Below are 18,166 nucleotides of genomic sequence, written 5' to 3'. Positions count from 1 at the left end.
GTCCCTCCCGTTGGGCCTGTTGCTCCTGTTGGGCCTGTCCCTCCCGTTGGGCCTGTTGCTCCTGTTGGGCCTGTCCCTCCCGTTGGGCCTGTTGGTAGAGTAAATGGTGGAATTGGCGGAAGTGTAGGGCCAATTAAATTCGGATTCAATCCATTAGCTTGAAGTATTTCGTTTTTATCAAACATGTAACTACCTCCTATGGGCATACTTTATTATAGGAATATATACAATTATCTTACATAAAATTTATTTATCATTATATAATATGCTACACTTTTATTATTGTGTGTTTTGTTTTGTGATGATCCAATGACAGTATTTTTATATTAATAGTAAATCTGGTTCTGACGCATAGAGTGCATCCACTTGAAAGAGGTATATAGAGTTTTAATTAAACCTTTTCTTATGGGCATCTCACAAAATACCCATCAAATTAAGCGATTTTAATGCCCCTAAGTAGAAAAAATACGCTATTCTTTCTTTAAATCATAGGAAAGAATGGCGTTTTTGTATGTCTATTTCTATATATGATGAATTAAAACTATTCGCTCAAGAAATTCAAAGATTCTTATCTCCAAATATCTTACGAGAGATTGTTAGGAATGTTGGTTCTGTACAACGAACCAGTAAATACCAAATAAAAGATTTAGTTGCTTTATGTGTATAGGTCGCTAAAACTTCTTTAACTCAGTTATGTAGTTGTTTAGAAGTATCAACAAAAAGAAACAATCTTGCTTATCATTTTCGTTACATGAGTTTAGCTTGATAGCGATGGAGGATTACCGCATATCCCATCAAGCTACATTAATAAAACACACGGCAATCTTATGCTTCCTCTTACGGAAAACTTATGGTTCAAATCACAGTATTCGTGAAATCATCAAGGAGAAAAACAAAGTAACTCGGCCGATCTTAGCCGCTGAAGAAAAAGAACTGATTGAAAAAATGTTGTTATGTTCCTTAATATCTGAAAAAGAAATACTAATTACATATTATGAAGACGGTTATTTACTCTCTGGCTATATGACTGTGGTTGATATTGATCCGCTAAATAGCGCTGTCATATGTACCGATGCTTTTTATAAAAAGATGACACTACAATTTTTGAATATAATAGACGTGAAATAGAATAGATTTAAATAATCACGTTCGGATTGTTATAAAGGAGTGTATAAAATGCAAGGGAATCAGATAAGAAAGAATACAACAAGGACAGTTATTCATAATGATATAAATAACTATCCCTATTTAAGTATACCTATGATTATCAATGAGAAAGATGGAAATATTTATGAAATTTTAAGCACCGGTTTTCATACTAATGATGCAGTAGCGATAATAACAACGGACGGTTTCGCTACAACTTGGGTAAATACACCGATCGTATCAGTTAAAAACAATGACGGTAACCTTCAACTATACCGCTTACCTTTAGAACTGGAATATTGGGTACTTTCTTGTATGAGTGCTGCTTGAACAGGAAAAAATCCGTTCCCATGTAAAGTTACTTTTGGAATCATTGATACTAAATTCCATGTGGAATTCAAGTGAAAAAGGAGCAAATTAATTTGCTCCTTTTTCTTATTGGGGTAGCACCACATGCCCATAAACTTAAAAATTCAGAATTACCCAAAAATGAAAAAATGAGCTTTTTTGTTACAAGTTAGCACAAAAATTCGTTCTGGGGGTACTATAAAATTTTAGCTTGATGGCGATGTGAAAATACCCCTAAGTAACCTAAAAAACTTCTAATCGATAAATTCGTGTTATTATTCTTGATATTGCTGTTGAACCGCAACTGGTAGTTCCTCAAAGATTAGTCTTTTAAAAATGTTAATAATGCTTCATTAAATTCTTTTGCATGAGTTGCGTTTAATCCATGAGGACCACCCTGTATTAGAGCGAGTTTACTACCAGGAATGGAATCATACGTTCGTTTTCCACTTAACTCAAAAGGTACAGTTGCATCAGAGTCACCGTGAATAATAAGAGTAGGTATATTGAACTTTTCCAAGTCCTTTCTAAAATCTGTCTTACTAAAGGCGGTGATACAATCGAGCGTTCCTTTAGGTGATGCACTAGCTGCAATATCTCGATTATATAAACGGAATGGCTCACTAACTAAATCCGTTCGATTACCAGCCGCGAAAAATCCCTTAGTAAATTCGTCAAGAAATGCAAGACGGTCATTTATCACGCCACTTTTGAATTCTTCAATTGCCGCATCATCAAATACCCCTTCAGGATGATCCTCTGATTTGTATAAATAAGGAGGAACTGCTCCAGCAAAAACAGCCTTTTCAATACGTTCTGTTCCATACGTACTAATGTATCGAGCTACCTCACCTCCACCCATAGAAAAACCAACAAGTGTGACATTTTGAAGATCTAAATGTTCTAATAGTTGATGTAAATCAGAAGTAAAGGTATCATATTCATATCCTTCCCACGGCTGAGATGATTTTCCAAATCCTCGGCGATCATATGTTATGACTCTGTAGCCTGCTTCAATAAGAGCTGGTACCTGATATTCCCAAGAGCGCCCACTTAAAGGCCAACCATGTATTAAGACAACCGGTTTCCCTGAACCATGGTCCTCATAATAGAGTTCAATTGGATCTTGATTTTCATTGCCTACAGTAACTTTTGCCATATAAATTTCCTCCCCATGAATTTTAATTATTAAACCTATTTCTCAATGAATTTCAGCTTTTGCATTAGCCTTCTCCAATAAAGATTGAAGTTCGATAGATTCCATCGGCGAAAATATGGGATTATAATTAGGCCTCTCTATGGAAAACGTCTCATGTAATTTTGCATAATTTGTACCAGCTAACCAGCTCACAACTTTAATTCTCTTACCTCAAATGGTAATAACCTCTGTTCAATTTGCCCTCTCAACTGTTCAAACTGCCCTGGCAACATTAATTTTTCTCCCATCGTTGCTTCGGATTCATCGCGGGCAAATCCTGGAGGGTCTGTTGCAATCTCAAAGAGAATTTCCCCGTGTTCTCTAAAGTAAATCGCGTTAAAATAGTTTCGATCTCGTACAGGAGTGACCCCATATCCGTTTTCCTCAACATATTTTTGCCATTCCAATTGGTCTTGATTATCTTTTGCCCGCCATGCAATGTGGTGTACGGTTCCAACACCCATTGTTCCGTGTCCTATTTGCGTTAATTTTAAGTCAATAACATTGCCTAGTTCTGCTGAAGAACGGTAACGTGCAAAGTCGCCTTCCTTGCCGATTAATTCTAGTCCCAATATGTTTTCTAACAATGCAGCCGTTTTGTCAGGATGGGTCGATAATAAAGTAGCACCGCCAAAGCCTTTAATAGCTACCTCAGGTGTTACCCCACCAAAGGTCCATGTATTTACTTCCCCCTCTTCCCTTTCAACAATTTCCAAGTGTAGCCCATGAGGATCATCAAATTCCAAGTATTCCTCGCTAAAGCGTCCCTTTACAGTAAAAGGAATATTGAAGGATTCCAGTCTTTTTTTCCAGAACTTCATAGCTCCTTTTGGAACAACATAAGATGTAACGCCTACTTGACCATCACCAATTTTCCCTTGACTAGCTCCTGCCCATGGAAAAAATGTCATGATTGTTCCTGGTTTTCCACCCTCATTACCAAAATAAAGATGGTAGGTACCTGAGTCATCAAAATTTACAGTTTTTTTCACTAAACGTAAACCTAATACACCTGCATAGAAATCAACATTCTCTTGAGGATGACCAACAATTGCAGTAATGTGGTGAATGCCCATCGTTGTTTTACTCATTTTATTTTCACTCCTATTTTTATTTCTGATTAGACATTTAACCTAAAAAAAGCATCTTCAATTTGTCGACAATTGTATATACGACTTCCAGGGTGCTTTTTCCTTTTTCTCAAGTTTTTTTATTTTCTATAAATATTGGTCTCTAATTTTATTAAAAACATAGTCACGGAAATTATTAACAATATCCATTATTAAGTTTGTTATTAGCCATTCGTAAAATCTTAAGATAATAAAAGGGGATCGCCCAACATTTTGGATATCAAAGTAAGTATTAATAATATATGATTTCCAATTAATCATTTGAAATAGGTCAGAAGGAGAAAAAGCTATATTTGAGACTGATTATTGTATTTTTTACCAGGGAGCCATATTAAATTAGGTATTGCTATTGAAAATAGCAAATAGATTCACCCTTATTCAATCAGCGAAGTAGATAACTTGGCAACAAAACTATTTTTTGCCACTTACCTGAAATCGAAAAGTGCTTTTAAGTTTACAGGCGCTCTTACCATTAGTGCTGATATGTGATTACCTACTGTGTTTTTTGAATTTTCCTAAGTAAACCTAGAAGCTGTTTTTTTCCTTTTAAGTCAAGTTGGAAAATTGTGATGCTTGAAATTGTTATTGCTTCGAAACAGCTTCATTAAAAAACTCTTTTCCTTCCTCAGTCAATGAAAGGTATTTTGTTTTCCAGTCCTGCTCCCGATTAATCCCAACTCTTCCATTCTGGTAACGTATTACAGCATTTATTTTCTGTTCTGAATTAAATTAAGTCATAAAAAAATGCACCCCAATTGTTAGACTGTGTCTAACAATTGGAATGCATTTCAAGTTTTGATACTAGTTTTTTTGATGCTTTTATTTATGTAGCTGTTAATTTAGCATAGATAATAAAAAATAGGGCTAATTGTCCTACTATCACAATATTTGGTACTACTACAATCAAATTAATAACAAAAAAGACTGCTAAAATTCCTAAAAACAAGCATAAATGATAAATTTTTAAACGGTGTTGTTCAAACCTGTATTGATGAAAAACAATTGTAGTTGACAGGAAATAGAGCAATACAGAACCAAAAACAAAATATAGGATAAAAGAATAATAGACCTCATGTAAAAATAATAGTCTGATAGATGCTGCAACCATACTCAAAGACATTAAAATAAACAGATGACCGTAAATAATAATTTGACCGGAAGTTTGTCTAGACTTGTCGAGTTTCTTCTCCATGTTATCGAAATATTGCCACCACATTGAAATAATGAGGATAAATGAAATAATCGCAAAGCTTATTGAACCCCAATTTCCTTGTTTAGGCTGAATGACCACAAGAGTGCTTATAAGAGCTTCCCCAAAGAGAATAATGGAAAATAGACCAAATCTCTCTAACAAGTGGGCTGTATTTGTAGGAACCTTTTCTAAACACTTTCTCCCAATCAGTGGGACAATAATATCGATAAAAATTCCCAAATACAACGCAGCATATCGAATCCAAGAATCAAAAAAGACGGATAATAATGAAATAACGATTCCAATCCAAAAATATCTTCCTAAAAAGAGTGCTGCTTTTTTTCGAGCTCCCTCTTCTATACGCTGGACAATAAGATATTGGATTGCAGTCACGGCCCTTAAGCCAATATAGCCAATTAAAAAAGAAAGATAATAAGGATCAAAATCAGCTGATAAGCTTGATGTCATTATTAGGACAAAAAACATTTGCAGGATCAAAAAGATTCGTTGATGAAATAAATCTTTTCCAAACCGGTTAATAAAGATGGTTTGCCCTACCCAAGCCCACCAGATCGGAATAAAAATTAGGACAAACTTTACTAAATACTCTGCATGTATATGACCATCTTCAACATGAAGTAAAACATGAGTCGCAGCCGTCACCGCTGCCACAAATAACAAATCATAAAAGAGTTCTAACCACGTCACTTTCTTTTCTTCCATTTCTGCACTCCCTCCTTATAGTTAATAGTATGCTAAAAACATATAGTAATTGGAAGAGAAAATAATACAGACATAGAGCATTTGTCATAGCTTGAACAACTCGAGCCAATAATAAGAAAACTAATGAGAAATCCTTACATCCTAGACCTTTTGTAGTAAACACTTCATTAAATTAAAATAAATAGTCTGAAAATCAGGTGTAAAACTACTTCTACTGATTTGGTATACCCTAGTATAATTAGTTATTTTTATAAAATCAGGAAATATACTAGGGTATACTATAGACCTTATTTGTGGTAGTTTACGAAAAAATTCTTATAATCGAATCATTGCTCAACCATTTACAGGGATGGATGATTCCCATCAATTTCATTGGATCGGGACAAATAATCTACCTTTGTTCAATGAAGACTTAGAAATTAGTGTTCCAGAAACAGTGATATCATTTAAATCTGCTATCCAGGACGTTGACGGTATCATTATTGTAAGTCTAGAGTACAGTTTTGGACTTCCTGTCGTATTAAAAAATGCGTTGGACTGGGCGAATCTGCTGTTCTTAGCAGAAAACCGGTTGGTTTAATTGGTGCAACCCCTGACGGATTAGATACTGTTTATGCTCAAATGCAAATCAGATAAATACTAGAAGCCATGCAAGTTCATGTTCTTCCATTTCAAAAAGTGCTGATTTCCCAAGTACATGAAAAGATTGATCCCGATGAGAAAGTGCTTACTGACGAACAAACAAAACGTTATCTTCAGCGCTATTTACAACAATTTGTAAATTGGATAGATAAAACTCCTATTTTAGATTAATAAAAGGAGATCAAATATTTCCAAAAATTAGCATAATGTAGTTTTCTGATTTTTTAGAAAATTATTGACGTGTCCTTAGTTTATGGATAAATTAATAATAAAGGTCAATTTAGATATTAAATAATCGTAACAAACGAAGAAATTTATGATAATATTCCACTTTTTAAACTTTCTTCGATTACTTAATTTTTTAGGAGGAATACATAATGCCTGATCTCTATTCTCGTATTAACAAAGATGATGCTGTCGTTCTTTTAGTGGATCATCAAACTGGTCTTATGTCTGGACTAGTCCGTGACTATGGTGTTGATGAATTCAAGAACAATGTTTTAGCTCTTGCTCAAACTGCTAAATTTTTTGATTTACCAGTTATTTTAACAACAAGCTTTGAACACGGACCTAACGGACCTTTAATGCAAGAATTGGTTGATCTCTTTCCTCACGCACCAAAAATAGCTCGACCTGGACAAATTAACGCATGGGATAATGATGATTTTGTAAAAGCAATCGAAGAAACTGGAAAAAAACAACTTATCATCGCGGGCGTAGTTACGGATGTTTGCGTTACTTTCCCGGCACTTTCTGCTATAAAAGCTGGGTATGAAGTATTTGCTGTTACTGATGCTTCAGGAACTTTCAGTAAACAAGTTGCTGATGCTGCCAATACGCGTATGGCACATAGTGGCGTGCAACTTATGAACTGGTTTAGCGTAGCGTGCGAATTACAACGCGATTGGCGCAACGATGTCGAAGGTTTTGGCAATTTGCTTGCTAGTAATCTTCCAGGTTATCAAAATATAATTGGAAGCTATAGGGGAGCTCAGCGAGATCTTAGTAAACAAGATGCATAAATGTATTCCAAAGAAATAGCTATAAATCACTTTTTAAAAAGTGGATAGTATAAATTTAGCGCTGATTAAATCAGCGCTCTCTTTTAAATCAAGAAGTATAGCAAAGCTTTTATTTTTACGATTACAGCTTAAATTAACAGAAAATATATTCATTTCGAAAAACTTCATTTAAACAATTAAAAAAGGAGTGTTTTATTATGAGTAATTTAGAATTGTTAAATCCGGAGAACAGTGCATTAATTTTGATCGATTTTCAGCCTCAAATGACTTTTGGAGTTGCAAGCATTGACAGACAAACATTGATTAATAATGTTATGCTGCTTGCTAAATCAGCATAAACTTTTAACGTACCTACTATTCTTACTACAGTTGAAACACGCAGCTTTTCTGGTTATTTTTGGCCACAAATTCTTGACATATTCCCAAACCATGAAATTATAGAACGTAGTTCAATGAACTCTTGGGAAGATTCAAAATTTGTTGATGCAGTTAAAGCAACAGGTAGAAAGAAATTGATATTTGCAGCACTTTGGACTGAAGTTTGCCTTGCATTCCCTGTGCTTGAAGCAATTAAAGCTGGCTATGAAGTTTATGCAGTTGATGATGCTTCAGGTGGTACTAGTTTGACAGCACATAACGCTGCTATGCGTCGTGTAGAACAAGCTGGAGCAATTCCAGTGACAGCAATTCAAGTTTTACTTGAATACCAACGTGATTGGGCACGCAAAGACACTTATGATGCTGTTATGGAAATTGTAAAAGAACACACTGGCGCTTATGGTCAAGGGGTAGAATACGCATATACCATGGTACATGGCGCGCTTCCAAGCAGGAAAATATGAAACAAGAAAGAGTAACTGTCGGAGATACTCATACAGTGAACACAATGGATGCTAGCGGTCCAGTAACAACGATTGTTACATGGGAAATTCAAGAAGGTAGAGACAAACAGTTTGAAACATGGAGACATGAAATCGAAGCTTCCGCTACTAAATTCCCAGGGCATTTAGGCGTAAATCTAATAGTCCCCAATAACGAATCCAGAGAGTATACTGTTATTTTTCGCTTTGATACGTTTGAGCATCTACGTGCTTGGCAAGAATCAGATATTCGTCGAGATTTGTTAAAAGAAGCAGAACGATTTCAAGCCACTAATCCAACTTACAAAACTGAAAGCAGTTTGGCGTATTGGTTTGTTACTCCGAAAACGCCAGTTCCACCGCCAAAATGGAAAATGTCTATTGTTACCCTTCTTGGTGTATGGCCTCTTAGCATGTCGGTTCCTAAAGTGATAGGACCTATTATAAAAAATATGAATCCTATTATATCAGCTTTTTTTGTTTCTGTATGTATAGTGTCCTTGCTATCATGGGTAGTCATGCCGATTCTCGGTAAAATATTTCATCCATGGTTACAGAATAATAGGAAGTAGATGAGGTGTGAACATGAATTTACCGGATATGATCTTATATAACGGAAAAATCACTACCCTTGACCCATCTCAACCTGAAGTATCGGCTATCGCCATAACTGATGGTTTAGTCACTGCAGTAGGTGGAGATGAGCTTCTTGATAGGGCCACAGAAAAAACAAAAAAAATAGACCTTAAAAGAAAGAGAGCTATTCCGGGCTTGAATGACTCTCATATACACGTTATTCGTGGCGGTCTTCATTATAATATGGAATTGCGCTGGGAAGGTGTGCCATCACTTGCTATTGCTCTGGAAATGCTTAGAGAGCAGGCAAGGCGTACACCTGCTCCTCAGTGGGTAAGAGTGGTTGGAGGTTGGTCTGAATTTCAATTTAAAGAGAGACGGATGCCAACTTTGGAAGAGATTAATGCTGTTTCTGAAGACACGCCTGTCTTTGTGCTACATCTTTACGATAGAGCACTTGTAAATCGTGCAGGGCTGCGTAGATACCCCAGACCCTCCGGGCTGTTTAATTGAGCGGGATAAACGAGGTAATCCAACGGGTCTATTAATTGCCAATCCTAACGCTTCTATTCTTTATTCAAGTTTGGGTAGAGCTCCAGTACTTAATTTTGACGACCAGATTAACTCAACTCGCCATTTTATGCGCGAATTAAATAGATTAGGTATCACAAGCGCCATTGATGCAGGTGGTGGATTCCAAAATTATCCTGATGATTATAAAGTTGTTGAACATTTAGCCGAAAAGGATCAATTAACTTTGCGTATAGCGTATAATCTATTTACGCAAAATCCAAATCATGAATATGAAGACTTTGCTTCATGGGCCAAAATTGTTTCTCCGGGTCAAGGAAATGATAAGTATAAAATGAATGGTGCCGGAGAAATGTTAGTATTCTCGGCAGCCGATTTTGAAAAATTCCAAATGCCGCGGCCCGAACTAGCTACGATGATGGAAGCTGACTTAAAGAAAGTAATTTCTCTATTGGTGGAAAACCGTTGGCCATTCCGTTTACATGCAACTTATGACGAGTCAATAAAACGTTTCTTAAATGTTTTTGAGGAAGTCAACAGAGAAATTCCTTTTAATGGTCTACGCTGGTGGTTTGACCATGCAGAAACAATCTCAGATCGCAGTATGGAACGTGTTAAGGCTTTAAATGGCGGTATTGCCATCCAAGATCGCATGGCTTTCCAAGGTGAATACTTTGTTGATTTATACGGAAAAGAAGCTGCAAAGCGTACTCCTCCGATTTATCGTATGCTAGACCTGGGTATACCTGTTGGCGCCGGTAGTGATGCAACCAGAGTTTCTAGTTATAATCCTTGGGTTGCTCTTTACTGGATGGTTGCCGGAAAAACCATTGGTGGTCTTTCGATATACGATGAAAAGAATAAACTTGACAGAAAAGTAGCCCTTGAACTATATTCCAAAGGAAGTGCATGGTTCTCTGGTGATGAAGGTAAAAAGGGAACCCTTGCAGTAGGTCAGTTTGCTGATATTGCTGTATTGTCTTCTGACTACTTTACTGTGCCAGAAGAAGAAATCAAAGAACTTGAATCATTACTCACCATTATGGGTGGGCAGGTTGTTTATGGAAATGATGAATTTAAAAATTTATCACCTGAATTACCACCAGCATCACCCGATTGGGCACCGACGGGAGTATATGGTTATGGTGGGGCTAATCTAGCCCACAATATACTTTCTCGCGATGCCCATAATCACAAGTCACACCGTTGCAGTAACCCTCTCCATCAGCACACTCATACCGTAATAGGAAAAGATGGAACTAAATGGGGTATTGGTTGTACTTGCTTTGCTTTCTAATAAGGGTTTGGGGCCGAGGATGGACCCAAATAGTAATGGTAATAGGATCAAAAACGGGCATTAAGTCAAAGAACTTAATGCCCGTTTCAGTTTGGTACTAAAGAAACACCGTTACTCTGAAAGGTTCTGGTGCAAAGATGATTTCAAAACTACACTTATGACTATTTGATTGAGTGATCGGTACGTCAATATATCGTGAACTACTCGCCACTTAGCTAAGCTTGAAGTGGGAGCTTCTCAGTTCCACGACGAAAGTAACCTTTCGTCTCCCTGAGCGTTGCTTCGGGGTGTTCCACCCCTAGATGTCCAACGCTTGGACGCTCTTTTGGTACGGTTGATATTTTACACAGGAACCGAATGGCTTGGTTTTCGCACTCTATTTTCTTCCTGCAACCTCATATATCAAGTTATCAAAGAACTTCATATAGCTAGTTTATCAAAAGTTTTTAGCTATGCCAAACCGAAATTCATCTCCCACCTACCGTTGGGCTATCGCCCTTCACACGCTTGAGGAAGGAGAATTCTTTCGGTAAATTCGTTAATAAAGAGCTCTCTTGATAAAGAGAGCTCCTTTTCTTATTTCTTCTTCTTTTCTGTCGGTTGGCTTTGTTTAGCGAAATTAGACGAATCATCGAAATTCGGTTGCTTTTTACCAGCATTATTACTTCTACCTTTTCCCATATGTAATGCACCTCCCCTCATCCTTACTATTCCCAATAAAAAAATCCTCTTGCATCCAAGATAATTTTTTATTAGGCTCTTATTAATAATATCCAAGTGGTGTATACTTATCTAAAAATCTAAGGAGTCATATATATGGCTAAAACAAAAGAAATGGCTGAGGTTTTTAGGATAGGATTACAAATTGGTTTATTTTCAAAAAATGATGTAATTAATTGGGCTGATCAAACTATTGAAACGCTAGATAGTCCTGCTAATGAAATTATAGACGTTTCTTTATCCAGTAATGATAAATTGGTCGATATTGCATCTAAATTAAAAAACATAAAGGGAAGATATGATGAAAAATTACCAGTGAAAATTATACTGGGACTGTTATGGGAGAAATTTATTATAAATGAAGAAAATGTACTGAAAATAAAACCTTTTATATCTAATTTGATACATAATAATTACTGTGAAGGATTCAATGATGTAGATCAACAGCTGTATAATTTTAATGAGGAAATAACTTTAGCCGCAGATAATATATATGGGAATCTAGAAGATATTGGTCAAGAAATAAAAGGATTTTTATTTATTTATAAAGATTTTAGTATGGATTTTCATTTACCTGATGGTGGGCTGGATGATGATTAAAAACAACAGGTCTCAAAGACTCTTAGAACTTCTTGAAGCAAATAGAAAAAAGCATAAACCTACTCATGGTGCTTTATATGACGAATGCGTCTGCGTGTTAGGGGCTGAAACTAAAGAATTATCTCCTGAAAGAGGATCGGAACTATACAAATTATTAAATGACTCTTACCCTTTTGAATGGTGGGGACGAATTAATTGGAATAAGGTTGCCCTTAAACATACCATTGACTCCATCGATCAAATATCTCATCTTATCCCTTTAGAAAGTAAAGTCTATATCTTATGGAGTACTGGACCTATTCCTGCTCTCTATGCGAATTTACACGATGTATTACGTAATATTGATGATGTAACGGCGGTTGGTAGCGACACTTATCTTTTTTGTCCAAATAATTTTGTTATAGAATTTTACCATGAAGGTGAAATCATGATTGGTTTTGGAAAAGACCGTATTTAACAGCCAACATACAAAGAATTTTTTTTGTTTCTAGATCTATTGATGCTGATAATGATCTATTATGTAAGCTTAATAAGAATACCTTTCATCATCTATATTCTTGATGTGGTACACTCTCTGGATAAAAGGTAGAGGGAGATAGACAATGGCAGAAATTATTAAAGAGATTATTTCCACAAGTAAAAGATACAAAGTTCAAGTTATCAAACGAAATGATGGTTTTTACACTACAGAAGTTTTTGCGTGGTTTGAGGATTACGGATATGAGTATTGGGCCCCTATTAAGCAGGGATTATCGTTAATTGATACAGAAAAACATGCCATATCTATAGCAATGGAACACTTAAAAGTGTATTCAGGTGAGAGTGATTAGTGGGGGGCAGCCGAGATTTATTTCATTTATCGAGGTTCACTTTAGTAAATAAACAGGCCAGTTAGCCCTTATAATGGACTAACTAGCCTGTTTATTATTTTTTCCTTTTCACATATGTTTCTCATGCAATTTCCGTTCAGAGAATTCGATAAATTCTGCTAGATTTGGTGTTTCTAAAACCGATACGAAAATATAAACTAACTAAATTTTTACAAAAAGGAATGGAATTGATTCTATTTTTGGTAAATATTTTTATAAATATTACGATACACAAAATTACTATATTAATTTTAATAAAAGTCCCTTGAAAGGAGCCACTTATTTTACAAGGTACTGTTCTACTTCTTTTATTAATAGTTCTGCCCCTTCTGGACTTAATGTTATCTTACCGTTTGCTAATGATATGTTACAATTTGATACTTCTCCTGTTAATGCACAAACACCACCAGGCTGATATTTCTGTAAAACAATGTCTTCACCTTCTACAAAGATCTCTAATGGTGATTTTTCTTTAATACCTAGCGTATTTCTAAGTTCCTTTGGAATTACCACACGCCCTAAATCATCTACTTTTCTAGTCACTCCGGTTGCTTTCATCTAGCATCTTTCCCCATTTCATTATCAATTGTACCCAAGTTATTCTCCACTATTATAACAAGCTTTCCCCATACATGAAAATTTAGTTACATTTACAAAAGAACAAGTGGAACAAATAGAAAATTATTGGCATGAAAATGGGCTAAAGAATCGAAATGAAGCAATTCGCCAGTTCGTAGAGAAAGAATTTAAGTCATAAATAATGAGTACCCTTCTCATTTTCCCTAAAAACACATGTAAAGCCTGTATCTATCTTTACATGCGTTTTTATAATGAATAAGACCTTTTGTATTAACTTCTTCATCAAAACGTAAAATAAACCGATTTGGACAGCCGTTTTCAAATCAAACCTCATTTTTTAACGTATTTTTACAAAAAAGGAAAAAGTGCTGGATTTTTATCAACTATAATCACCCAGGTATTAGAGACATGAAAAGACCGCAAAGCTTTCTTAAAGAATCGCCCTGCAGCCTTATGATTTCTATACATTTGATTATTTTTATATTTAAATTTATTTCTTAAGGAACTTTTTAAGGCAGTGAAAAATATCCTTCTTATTTTTCACTATATAATACTTAAACTTCTCATCTTCAATGTTTTTATAAATAGAAAAAAGGGTAGATGATGAGCGATTATACTGGTTTAGTTAGCCGGGATGTACCCAAATTTAATATATTCTGTTCCCAAAACTCACTTGTAACTTTATTATTTTCACCTCAAGAAATCCATTCCCCTTTAAAGAGGTGTTGTATTTTAGACTCAATAATCATTAATCCCTCATGGGGGCACCATATCAAAAAAGAAAATTATACTTTTAGACACATTTAATCAATTACCTGTACGTTAAGTAGGGGCAACCGAGATATGATAAAATGGTTAATCAAAAAAGTAGAGGATTACAATATGGGAAGTATGCCATTAAAGGAGAGTGTATACGATGAGTAACGCCAATATAAAATTGAACCCTCAACTGATGAAAAAATGATAGCGCTAACCTTCAACCCTTGCCACTTTCTTCTTTCTACTTTTTTATTTCTTAATTAAATAATTTGATAATAACTCCATAAACTAAACTTACTTGTATCTCATAGGAGTGTATTATTCGTGAAAAAAACTTGGATATTCCTCATTTTTCTAATCATTTCTTTTTGTTCCACACCAATATCCATATATGCTTTTACAGATAGTCGTAAGGCGTATGAAAAAACAGGGAAGGTAATTTGGGAAGTAAATACAAAGGAAAAAATAGTTGCAATAACATTTGATGATGGGCCTCATCCTGTTTTTACCCCTCAAATACTTGATATTTTAGCTAAATACAATGCGAAAGCAACCTTTTTCGTAGCAGGTAATAAAGTTAAAAGATTTCCTGCTATTTTAAAAAGGCAAGTAAAAGAAGGACACGAAATTGCTAATCATACTTATAATCATATATATGACAGAAATATTACTACTGCCAAATTAACAGCAGAATTAGATCAAACGGATAAAATTATCAAGCAAATCACTGGCTATAAACCAACTCTCTATCGTCCAGTTGGAGGCCTTCACAATGATTTAATTATTAATACAGCTATACAGAATGGAAAACTTGTTATTCTATGGTCATGGCATCAAGATCCTCAAGATTGGAGAAATCCAGCAGCTAGCAAAATTTCTAAATATATAACAAAAGGTATGAAGCCTGGCAATATCATTCTACTCCATGATTGGAATGGCAGCGAATTTTCTCAGACATCTCATACAGTTGAAGCATTAGAAAGTATCATGAGATATTTATACAGAAACGATTATGAATGTGTGACAGTATCTGAAGTGCTCTATCGTTCCATAAAAATAATCCCCTCCCCTTTTGATCCTTTTTATCAGTGAATCTAGACTTATTTACTATCTATTTTTTTTAAGGGTGAAGTAGTACGTTTTATGCATTGTTATGCAACGTTAATAATCATTAATATATAAGGGTTTAGAGGACATATCAGCGACCATTTCCCTCTTATCATTAATAAGAAGTATTCGGTTAGTTTGCATTTTCGTTTGCAATCTGGTTAGCACTTTTTTATAGCTCTTCTATTACATATACCTTCACAAACACATCATACTTAGCTGCCAACTCTTCATATTTTTTAGCTTTTCTTTATTCACTTTCATTTTGTGCGAACAATCTACTTCCCTAGCATGAAGTGCTCCTCCATTATCAAGAAACTTCATATCAGGAATATCCCCCTTTTTTTCCTTTTCTATTTTCCAATCCTTCTTCGTTGTAAAATTGATAATCTTATATGGGGTATACAAAGAAAACCCTACTCATTAATTGCTAGCAGGGTTTAATCTGTTTTGAGATAATTGATACAGAAGAAAGAATTGTTCATAATTCACATCGAAACGACCCAGTTTCTCAACGGATCTATGTTTTATTAACTTACTTTTACTTATAAGAGTTTCTATAGAACTATTACATGCTTTTAAATATTTTGTGATTGAGCAGTTGGCTATATTAATTCTATAATTTGAATACTAATATTGGGTTGAGCAGTGGTACCTGCTGGAAAAACACTTGTTTCTCCTTGTGCCCCTGTTGTCACAATTGATAGTGTGCTAGGGCTCCCAACTGGAGTAGTAACAATTGCCCCTCCCGACGATTCATTTGCACCCGTAAAACCTAAAGCTGCTGGTTGGAAATATCCAGAACCCGGTACATCTAAACCGTTTAATTGCAAATTACCCGCCATTCCAACATACGCATCATAAGTAAGGAAATACACTACATAATACGTATGTCCACCTTCAAGAATTATAGGGAAAGTTCCGGGTGAATGCATAATGTCTGTACCTACAATAACCCCATTATCACTAAGGTCAAGTGGTATCCCTACAATTGTCGAGAATCCTGGAACATTATATATATGAGCACTATTAGGAGAAACAGCTCCTGTCGGACCCGTCGGACCGGTTTCTCCCGTTGAACCAGTTTCTCCCGTCGGACCGGTCGCCCCAGTTGGACCGGGTGGTGCAGTAAATGATGAAATCGGTGGTAATGTAGGTCCTACCAAATTAGGATCAAATGGACTATCAAATTGATTTACATTAAAGTTTAATCCTTGCCATTTATTTCTCCTCTCCATATATCTCCCCCAAAAAATTTTCCATTTCCCATACAACACAAATATTAGACAAAGTATTATTTTCTCTACAAAGGTATGATATATAGAAGATGTACTATTCCCCTCAAAGATTTTCCAATCTAATGAATGTATATCTGATGATTTACCTGCCAAATTAAATATTAGGAAGACTCAATATATATCAGAGTATCCGATAACCTTCTATGGATTCCATGTATAGCCAAACATAGCTGAATAACTAACCCTTTTCCCCTTACTTCACATATACATAGGCTACGTTTGCAATTAAATAAGACTACTGCACTATATAAAAGATACATTTCTCCCTTATTGTGAAATCCCCTAAATCAACAGGATCAAAAGATGTATTATTAGTAAAAAATAAAAATCAATTAATTTTAGCTATACAAAGTCTTTTAAAAAAACTACCTAATGAAGAAATTCTACTTGAAGAATATGTAGATGGACCTCAGTACTTAGTCGAAATTTTAGTTCAAAATGGAAAAGTCCATATTATAGCCGTAGTTGAACAAGAAATTACACTCTTTGAACGTTTTATTGTTACTGGTTATTCTTTACTAGGACAGGTAGACAAAAGTCTATATAATAGCCTTTTCAATGCAGTTAATTCTGTTATTCAGGCTTTTAATATGAAAAATGGTGCTTGTCATCTAGAAATCCGGCGAATAAATAATGATTGGAAATTAATTGAGATAAACCCCAGAATATCGGGTGGAGCAATGAATGACATAATTGAAATTGGACATGGAATCAACTTAGTGCAAGAGACTATTCAGTTAATGTTAGGAAATAAACCTTCACTAAATAAAAAACATCATAAATATTTATACACTCATTACCTAACAGTTAAATCTAAAAGGAAACTAATTCGAGTTACAGGAAAGAACCGTAGTTCTAGATATCCTGGTGTAGAGATAGTTTATATAAAACCTAAAAAAGGAACTGTCTTAAAACCACCGACATCAATGGGACATCGATATGGATACATTTTAGCAGCATCCAATTTTAAAACAGAAGCTAAAAAAATAGCTTTAGGAGCAGCTAAAGAAATTTCATTTGAAATCCAAGAATAATAACTGCAACATAAAAAATAACATATATACCAACTGATAAGAATATACAAAAAATCGTGCTTCTTATAATTCTAATTATTATAATCTACCATTATTCATAATAAAAAAATTCGCTCCTTACCTATTTTTATATAAGGCGTAAACTTTTTTATTATGAAATTTTAATTTATTTACCAAACAGGCGACTCCAAAATGACTTTTTTTGTTCTGATTTCTTAAGTTGATGGGCATGCGGTCTCACCCCTGCTTTTTTACCCTTATTAGTAAAATATGTATTGACTACTAATGCTATAATCACTCCTATAAATCCTATAATCGGTACAACTTTAGTTATTATCATGTCCCACGTTACTTCTCCCATATTAAATAGCACTCTTTCTAAAATTAAATTAGTACATTTCCATATCTAAAATCGTGAGTTTATCATATAAATTCTTTGCCCAGTTATCCATATCTTATATTATGTGTAACTGCCCCCTTCGCTGAATCCCTTGCTATCATTGACTTAATTAAACTTTCTCTTTTGAGTTACACA

Annotated in this window: 16 protein-coding genes and 9 pseudogenes; 14 read left to right on the top strand and 11 right to left on the bottom strand. The window is 35.0% G+C overall.

The features are described 5' to 3' along the window. Positions 1-185, bottom strand: a 185-nt coding sequence (locus BAU27_RS23220) for an exosporium leader peptide-containing protein (protein WP_175546556.1), incomplete at its 3' end; no start/stop codon positions are given. Between the two features lie 326 nt (positions 186-511). On the opposite strand from BAU27_RS23220, the pseudogene BAU27_RS31975 reads away from it, so the two are divergent. The 3 genes and pseudogenes from BAU27_RS31975 to BAU27_RS23210 all read left to right on the top strand — a co-directional run. Continuing rightward, positions 512-664: pseudogene (locus tag BAU27_RS31975) on the top strand (IS4 family transposase); the annotation flags it as partial. 98 nt (positions 665-762) lie between these two features. Further along, positions 763-1,128 (top strand): YolD-like family protein, encoded by a 366-nt coding sequence (locus BAU27_RS23215; RefSeq protein WP_254797997.1) that lies wholly within the window; start codon positions 763-765, stop codon positions 1,126-1,128. 48 nt (positions 1,129-1,176) lie between these two features. Continuing rightward, positions 1,177-1,551, top strand: a pseudogene (locus BAU27_RS23210) (hypothetical protein). Between the two features lie 265 nt (positions 1,552-1,816). On the opposite strand, the gene BAU27_RS23205 reads toward BAU27_RS23210, so the two are convergent. From BAU27_RS23205 to BAU27_RS23190, 4 genes are all read right to left on the bottom strand, one after another. Beyond that, entirely contained in the window at positions 1,817-2,653 is an 837-nt protein-coding gene (locus BAU27_RS23205) for an alpha/beta fold hydrolase (RefSeq protein ID WP_071772084.1), read from the bottom strand. A gap of 42 nt (positions 2,654-2,695) precedes the next feature. After that, entirely contained in the window at positions 2,696-2,845 is a 150-nt protein-coding gene (locus BAU27_RS32995; protein WP_254797995.1) for a hypothetical protein, read from the bottom strand. Then, on the bottom strand, positions 2,842-3,783 hold the full coding sequence (locus tag BAU27_RS23200; RefSeq protein ID WP_071772083.1) for a ring-cleaving dioxygenase: 942 nt from the start codon (positions 3,781-3,783) through the stop codon (positions 2,842-2,844). The genes BAU27_RS32995 and BAU27_RS23200 overlap by 4 nt, the downstream gene beginning before the upstream one ends. An 862-nt stretch (positions 3,784-4,645) precedes the next feature. Then, on the bottom strand, positions 4,646-5,737 hold the full coding sequence (locus BAU27_RS23190) for a low temperature requirement protein A (protein WP_071772082.1): 1,092 nt from the start codon (positions 5,735-5,737) through the stop codon (positions 4,646-4,648). Positions 5,738-6,002: 265 nt separating this feature from the next. Between BAU27_RS23190 and BAU27_RS33415 the strand changes: the two are divergent. From BAU27_RS33415 to BAU27_RS23145, 8 genes and pseudogenes are all read left to right on the top strand, one after another. Further along, a pseudogene (locus tag BAU27_RS33415) lies at positions 6,003-6,550 on the top strand (NADPH-dependent FMN reductase). Between the two features lie 206 nt (positions 6,551-6,756). Next, a complete protein-coding gene (gene ycaC, locus BAU27_RS23180) occupies positions 6,757-7,401 on the top strand; it encodes an isochorismate family cysteine hydrolase YcaC (protein ID WP_071772081.1) in 645 nt (214 codons plus the stop codon). A gap of 197 nt (positions 7,402-7,598) precedes the next feature. After that, a pseudogene (locus BAU27_RS23175) lies at positions 7,599-8,243 on the top strand (hydrolase). Beyond that, entirely contained in the window at positions 8,240-8,833 is a 594-nt protein-coding gene (locus BAU27_RS23170; RefSeq protein WP_071772080.1) for an antibiotic biosynthesis monooxygenase, read from the top strand. The pseudogene BAU27_RS23175 and the gene BAU27_RS23170 overlap by 4 nt, the downstream one beginning before the upstream one ends. A 13-nt stretch (positions 8,834-8,846) precedes the next feature. Beyond that, positions 8,847-10,665, top strand: a pseudogene (locus BAU27_RS23165) (amidohydrolase). An 816-nt stretch (positions 10,666-11,481) separates the two neighbouring features. Continuing rightward, the gene (locus tag BAU27_RS23155) at positions 11,482-11,985 is read left to right on the top strand and encodes a hypothetical protein (protein ID WP_071772079.1); all 504 of its coding nucleotides are present in this window, start codon (positions 11,482-11,484) and stop codon (positions 11,983-11,985) included. Then, positions 11,975-12,442, top strand: coding sequence for a CDI toxin immunity protein (locus BAU27_RS23150; RefSeq protein WP_071772078.1), 468 nt, complete (start codon positions 11,975-11,977; stop codon positions 12,440-12,442). Before BAU27_RS23155 ends, BAU27_RS23150 begins: the two co-directional genes overlap by 11 nt. Positions 12,443-12,587: 145 nt before the next feature. Then, positions 12,588-12,815: a hypothetical protein gene (locus BAU27_RS23145; protein ID WP_071772077.1), complete on the top strand. Its 228-nt coding sequence runs from the start codon at positions 12,588-12,590 to the stop codon at positions 12,813-12,815. A 318-nt stretch (positions 12,816-13,133) separates the two neighbouring features. On the opposite strand, the gene BAU27_RS23140 is transcribed toward BAU27_RS23145, so the two are convergent. After that, positions 13,134-13,412 carry an AbrB/MazE/SpoVT family DNA-binding domain-containing protein gene (locus BAU27_RS23140; RefSeq protein WP_071772076.1) on the bottom strand — a complete coding sequence of 93 codons (279 nt, stop codon included), beginning with the start codon at positions 13,410-13,412 and terminating at the stop codon, positions 13,134-13,136. A 70-nt stretch (positions 13,413-13,482) separates the two neighbouring features. Here BAU27_RS23140 and BAU27_RS32660 point away from each other — a divergent pair, with 70 nt between their 5' ends. Further along, entirely contained in the window at positions 13,483-13,611 is a 129-nt protein-coding gene (locus tag BAU27_RS32660) for a ribbon-helix-helix domain-containing protein (RefSeq protein ID WP_217653936.1), read from the top strand. 188 nt (positions 13,612-13,799) lie between these two features. Here BAU27_RS32660 and BAU27_RS33590 read toward each other — a convergent pair. Next, positions 13,800-13,895: pseudogene (locus tag BAU27_RS33590) on the bottom strand (IS6 family transposase); the annotation flags it as partial. A gap of 28 nt (positions 13,896-13,923) precedes the next feature. Then, positions 13,924-14,058, bottom strand: a pseudogene (locus BAU27_RS32980) (sporulation protein YhbH); the annotation flags it as partial. A gap of 458 nt (positions 14,059-14,516) precedes the next feature. Between BAU27_RS32980 and BAU27_RS23135 the strand changes: the two are divergent. After that, on the top strand, positions 14,517-15,284 hold the full coding sequence (locus BAU27_RS23135; protein ID WP_071772075.1) for a polysaccharide deacetylase family protein: 768 nt from the start codon (positions 14,517-14,519) through the stop codon (positions 15,282-15,284). Positions 15,285-15,471: 187 nt separating this feature from the next. Here BAU27_RS23135 and BAU27_RS33585 read toward each other — a convergent pair. Further along, positions 15,472-15,665 (bottom strand): annotated as a pseudogene (locus BAU27_RS33585) (replication-relaxation family protein); the annotation flags it as partial. A 239-nt stretch (positions 15,666-15,904) separates the two neighbouring features. Then, a complete protein-coding gene (locus tag BAU27_RS31255) occupies positions 15,905-16,537 on the bottom strand; it encodes an exosporium leader peptide-containing protein (protein ID WP_083596126.1) in 633 nt (210 codons plus the stop codon). A 311-nt stretch (positions 16,538-16,848) separates the two neighbouring features. Between BAU27_RS31255 and BAU27_RS23125 the strand changes: the two are divergent. Then, positions 16,849-17,631: pseudogene (locus BAU27_RS23125) on the top strand (ATP-grasp domain-containing protein); the annotation flags it as partial. A 166-nt stretch (positions 17,632-17,797) separates the two neighbouring features. Here the strand turns inward: BAU27_RS23125 and BAU27_RS23120 are convergent. Then, a complete protein-coding gene (locus tag BAU27_RS23120) occupies positions 17,798-17,992 on the bottom strand; it encodes a hypothetical protein (protein WP_254797988.1) in 195 nt (64 codons plus the stop codon). Between the last annotated feature and the right edge of the window lie 174 nt (positions 17,993-18,166).

Origin of the sequence: Bacillus sp. NH11B, from assembly GCF_001884205.1 — a bacterium.
Lineage (GTDB): Bacteria > Bacillota > Bacilli > Bacillales > Bacillaceae_G > Bacillus_A > Bacillus_A proteolyticus.
Note: the sequence above shows the minus strand (reverse complement) of the source record. Positions and strands in the feature narration are given on the sequence as shown.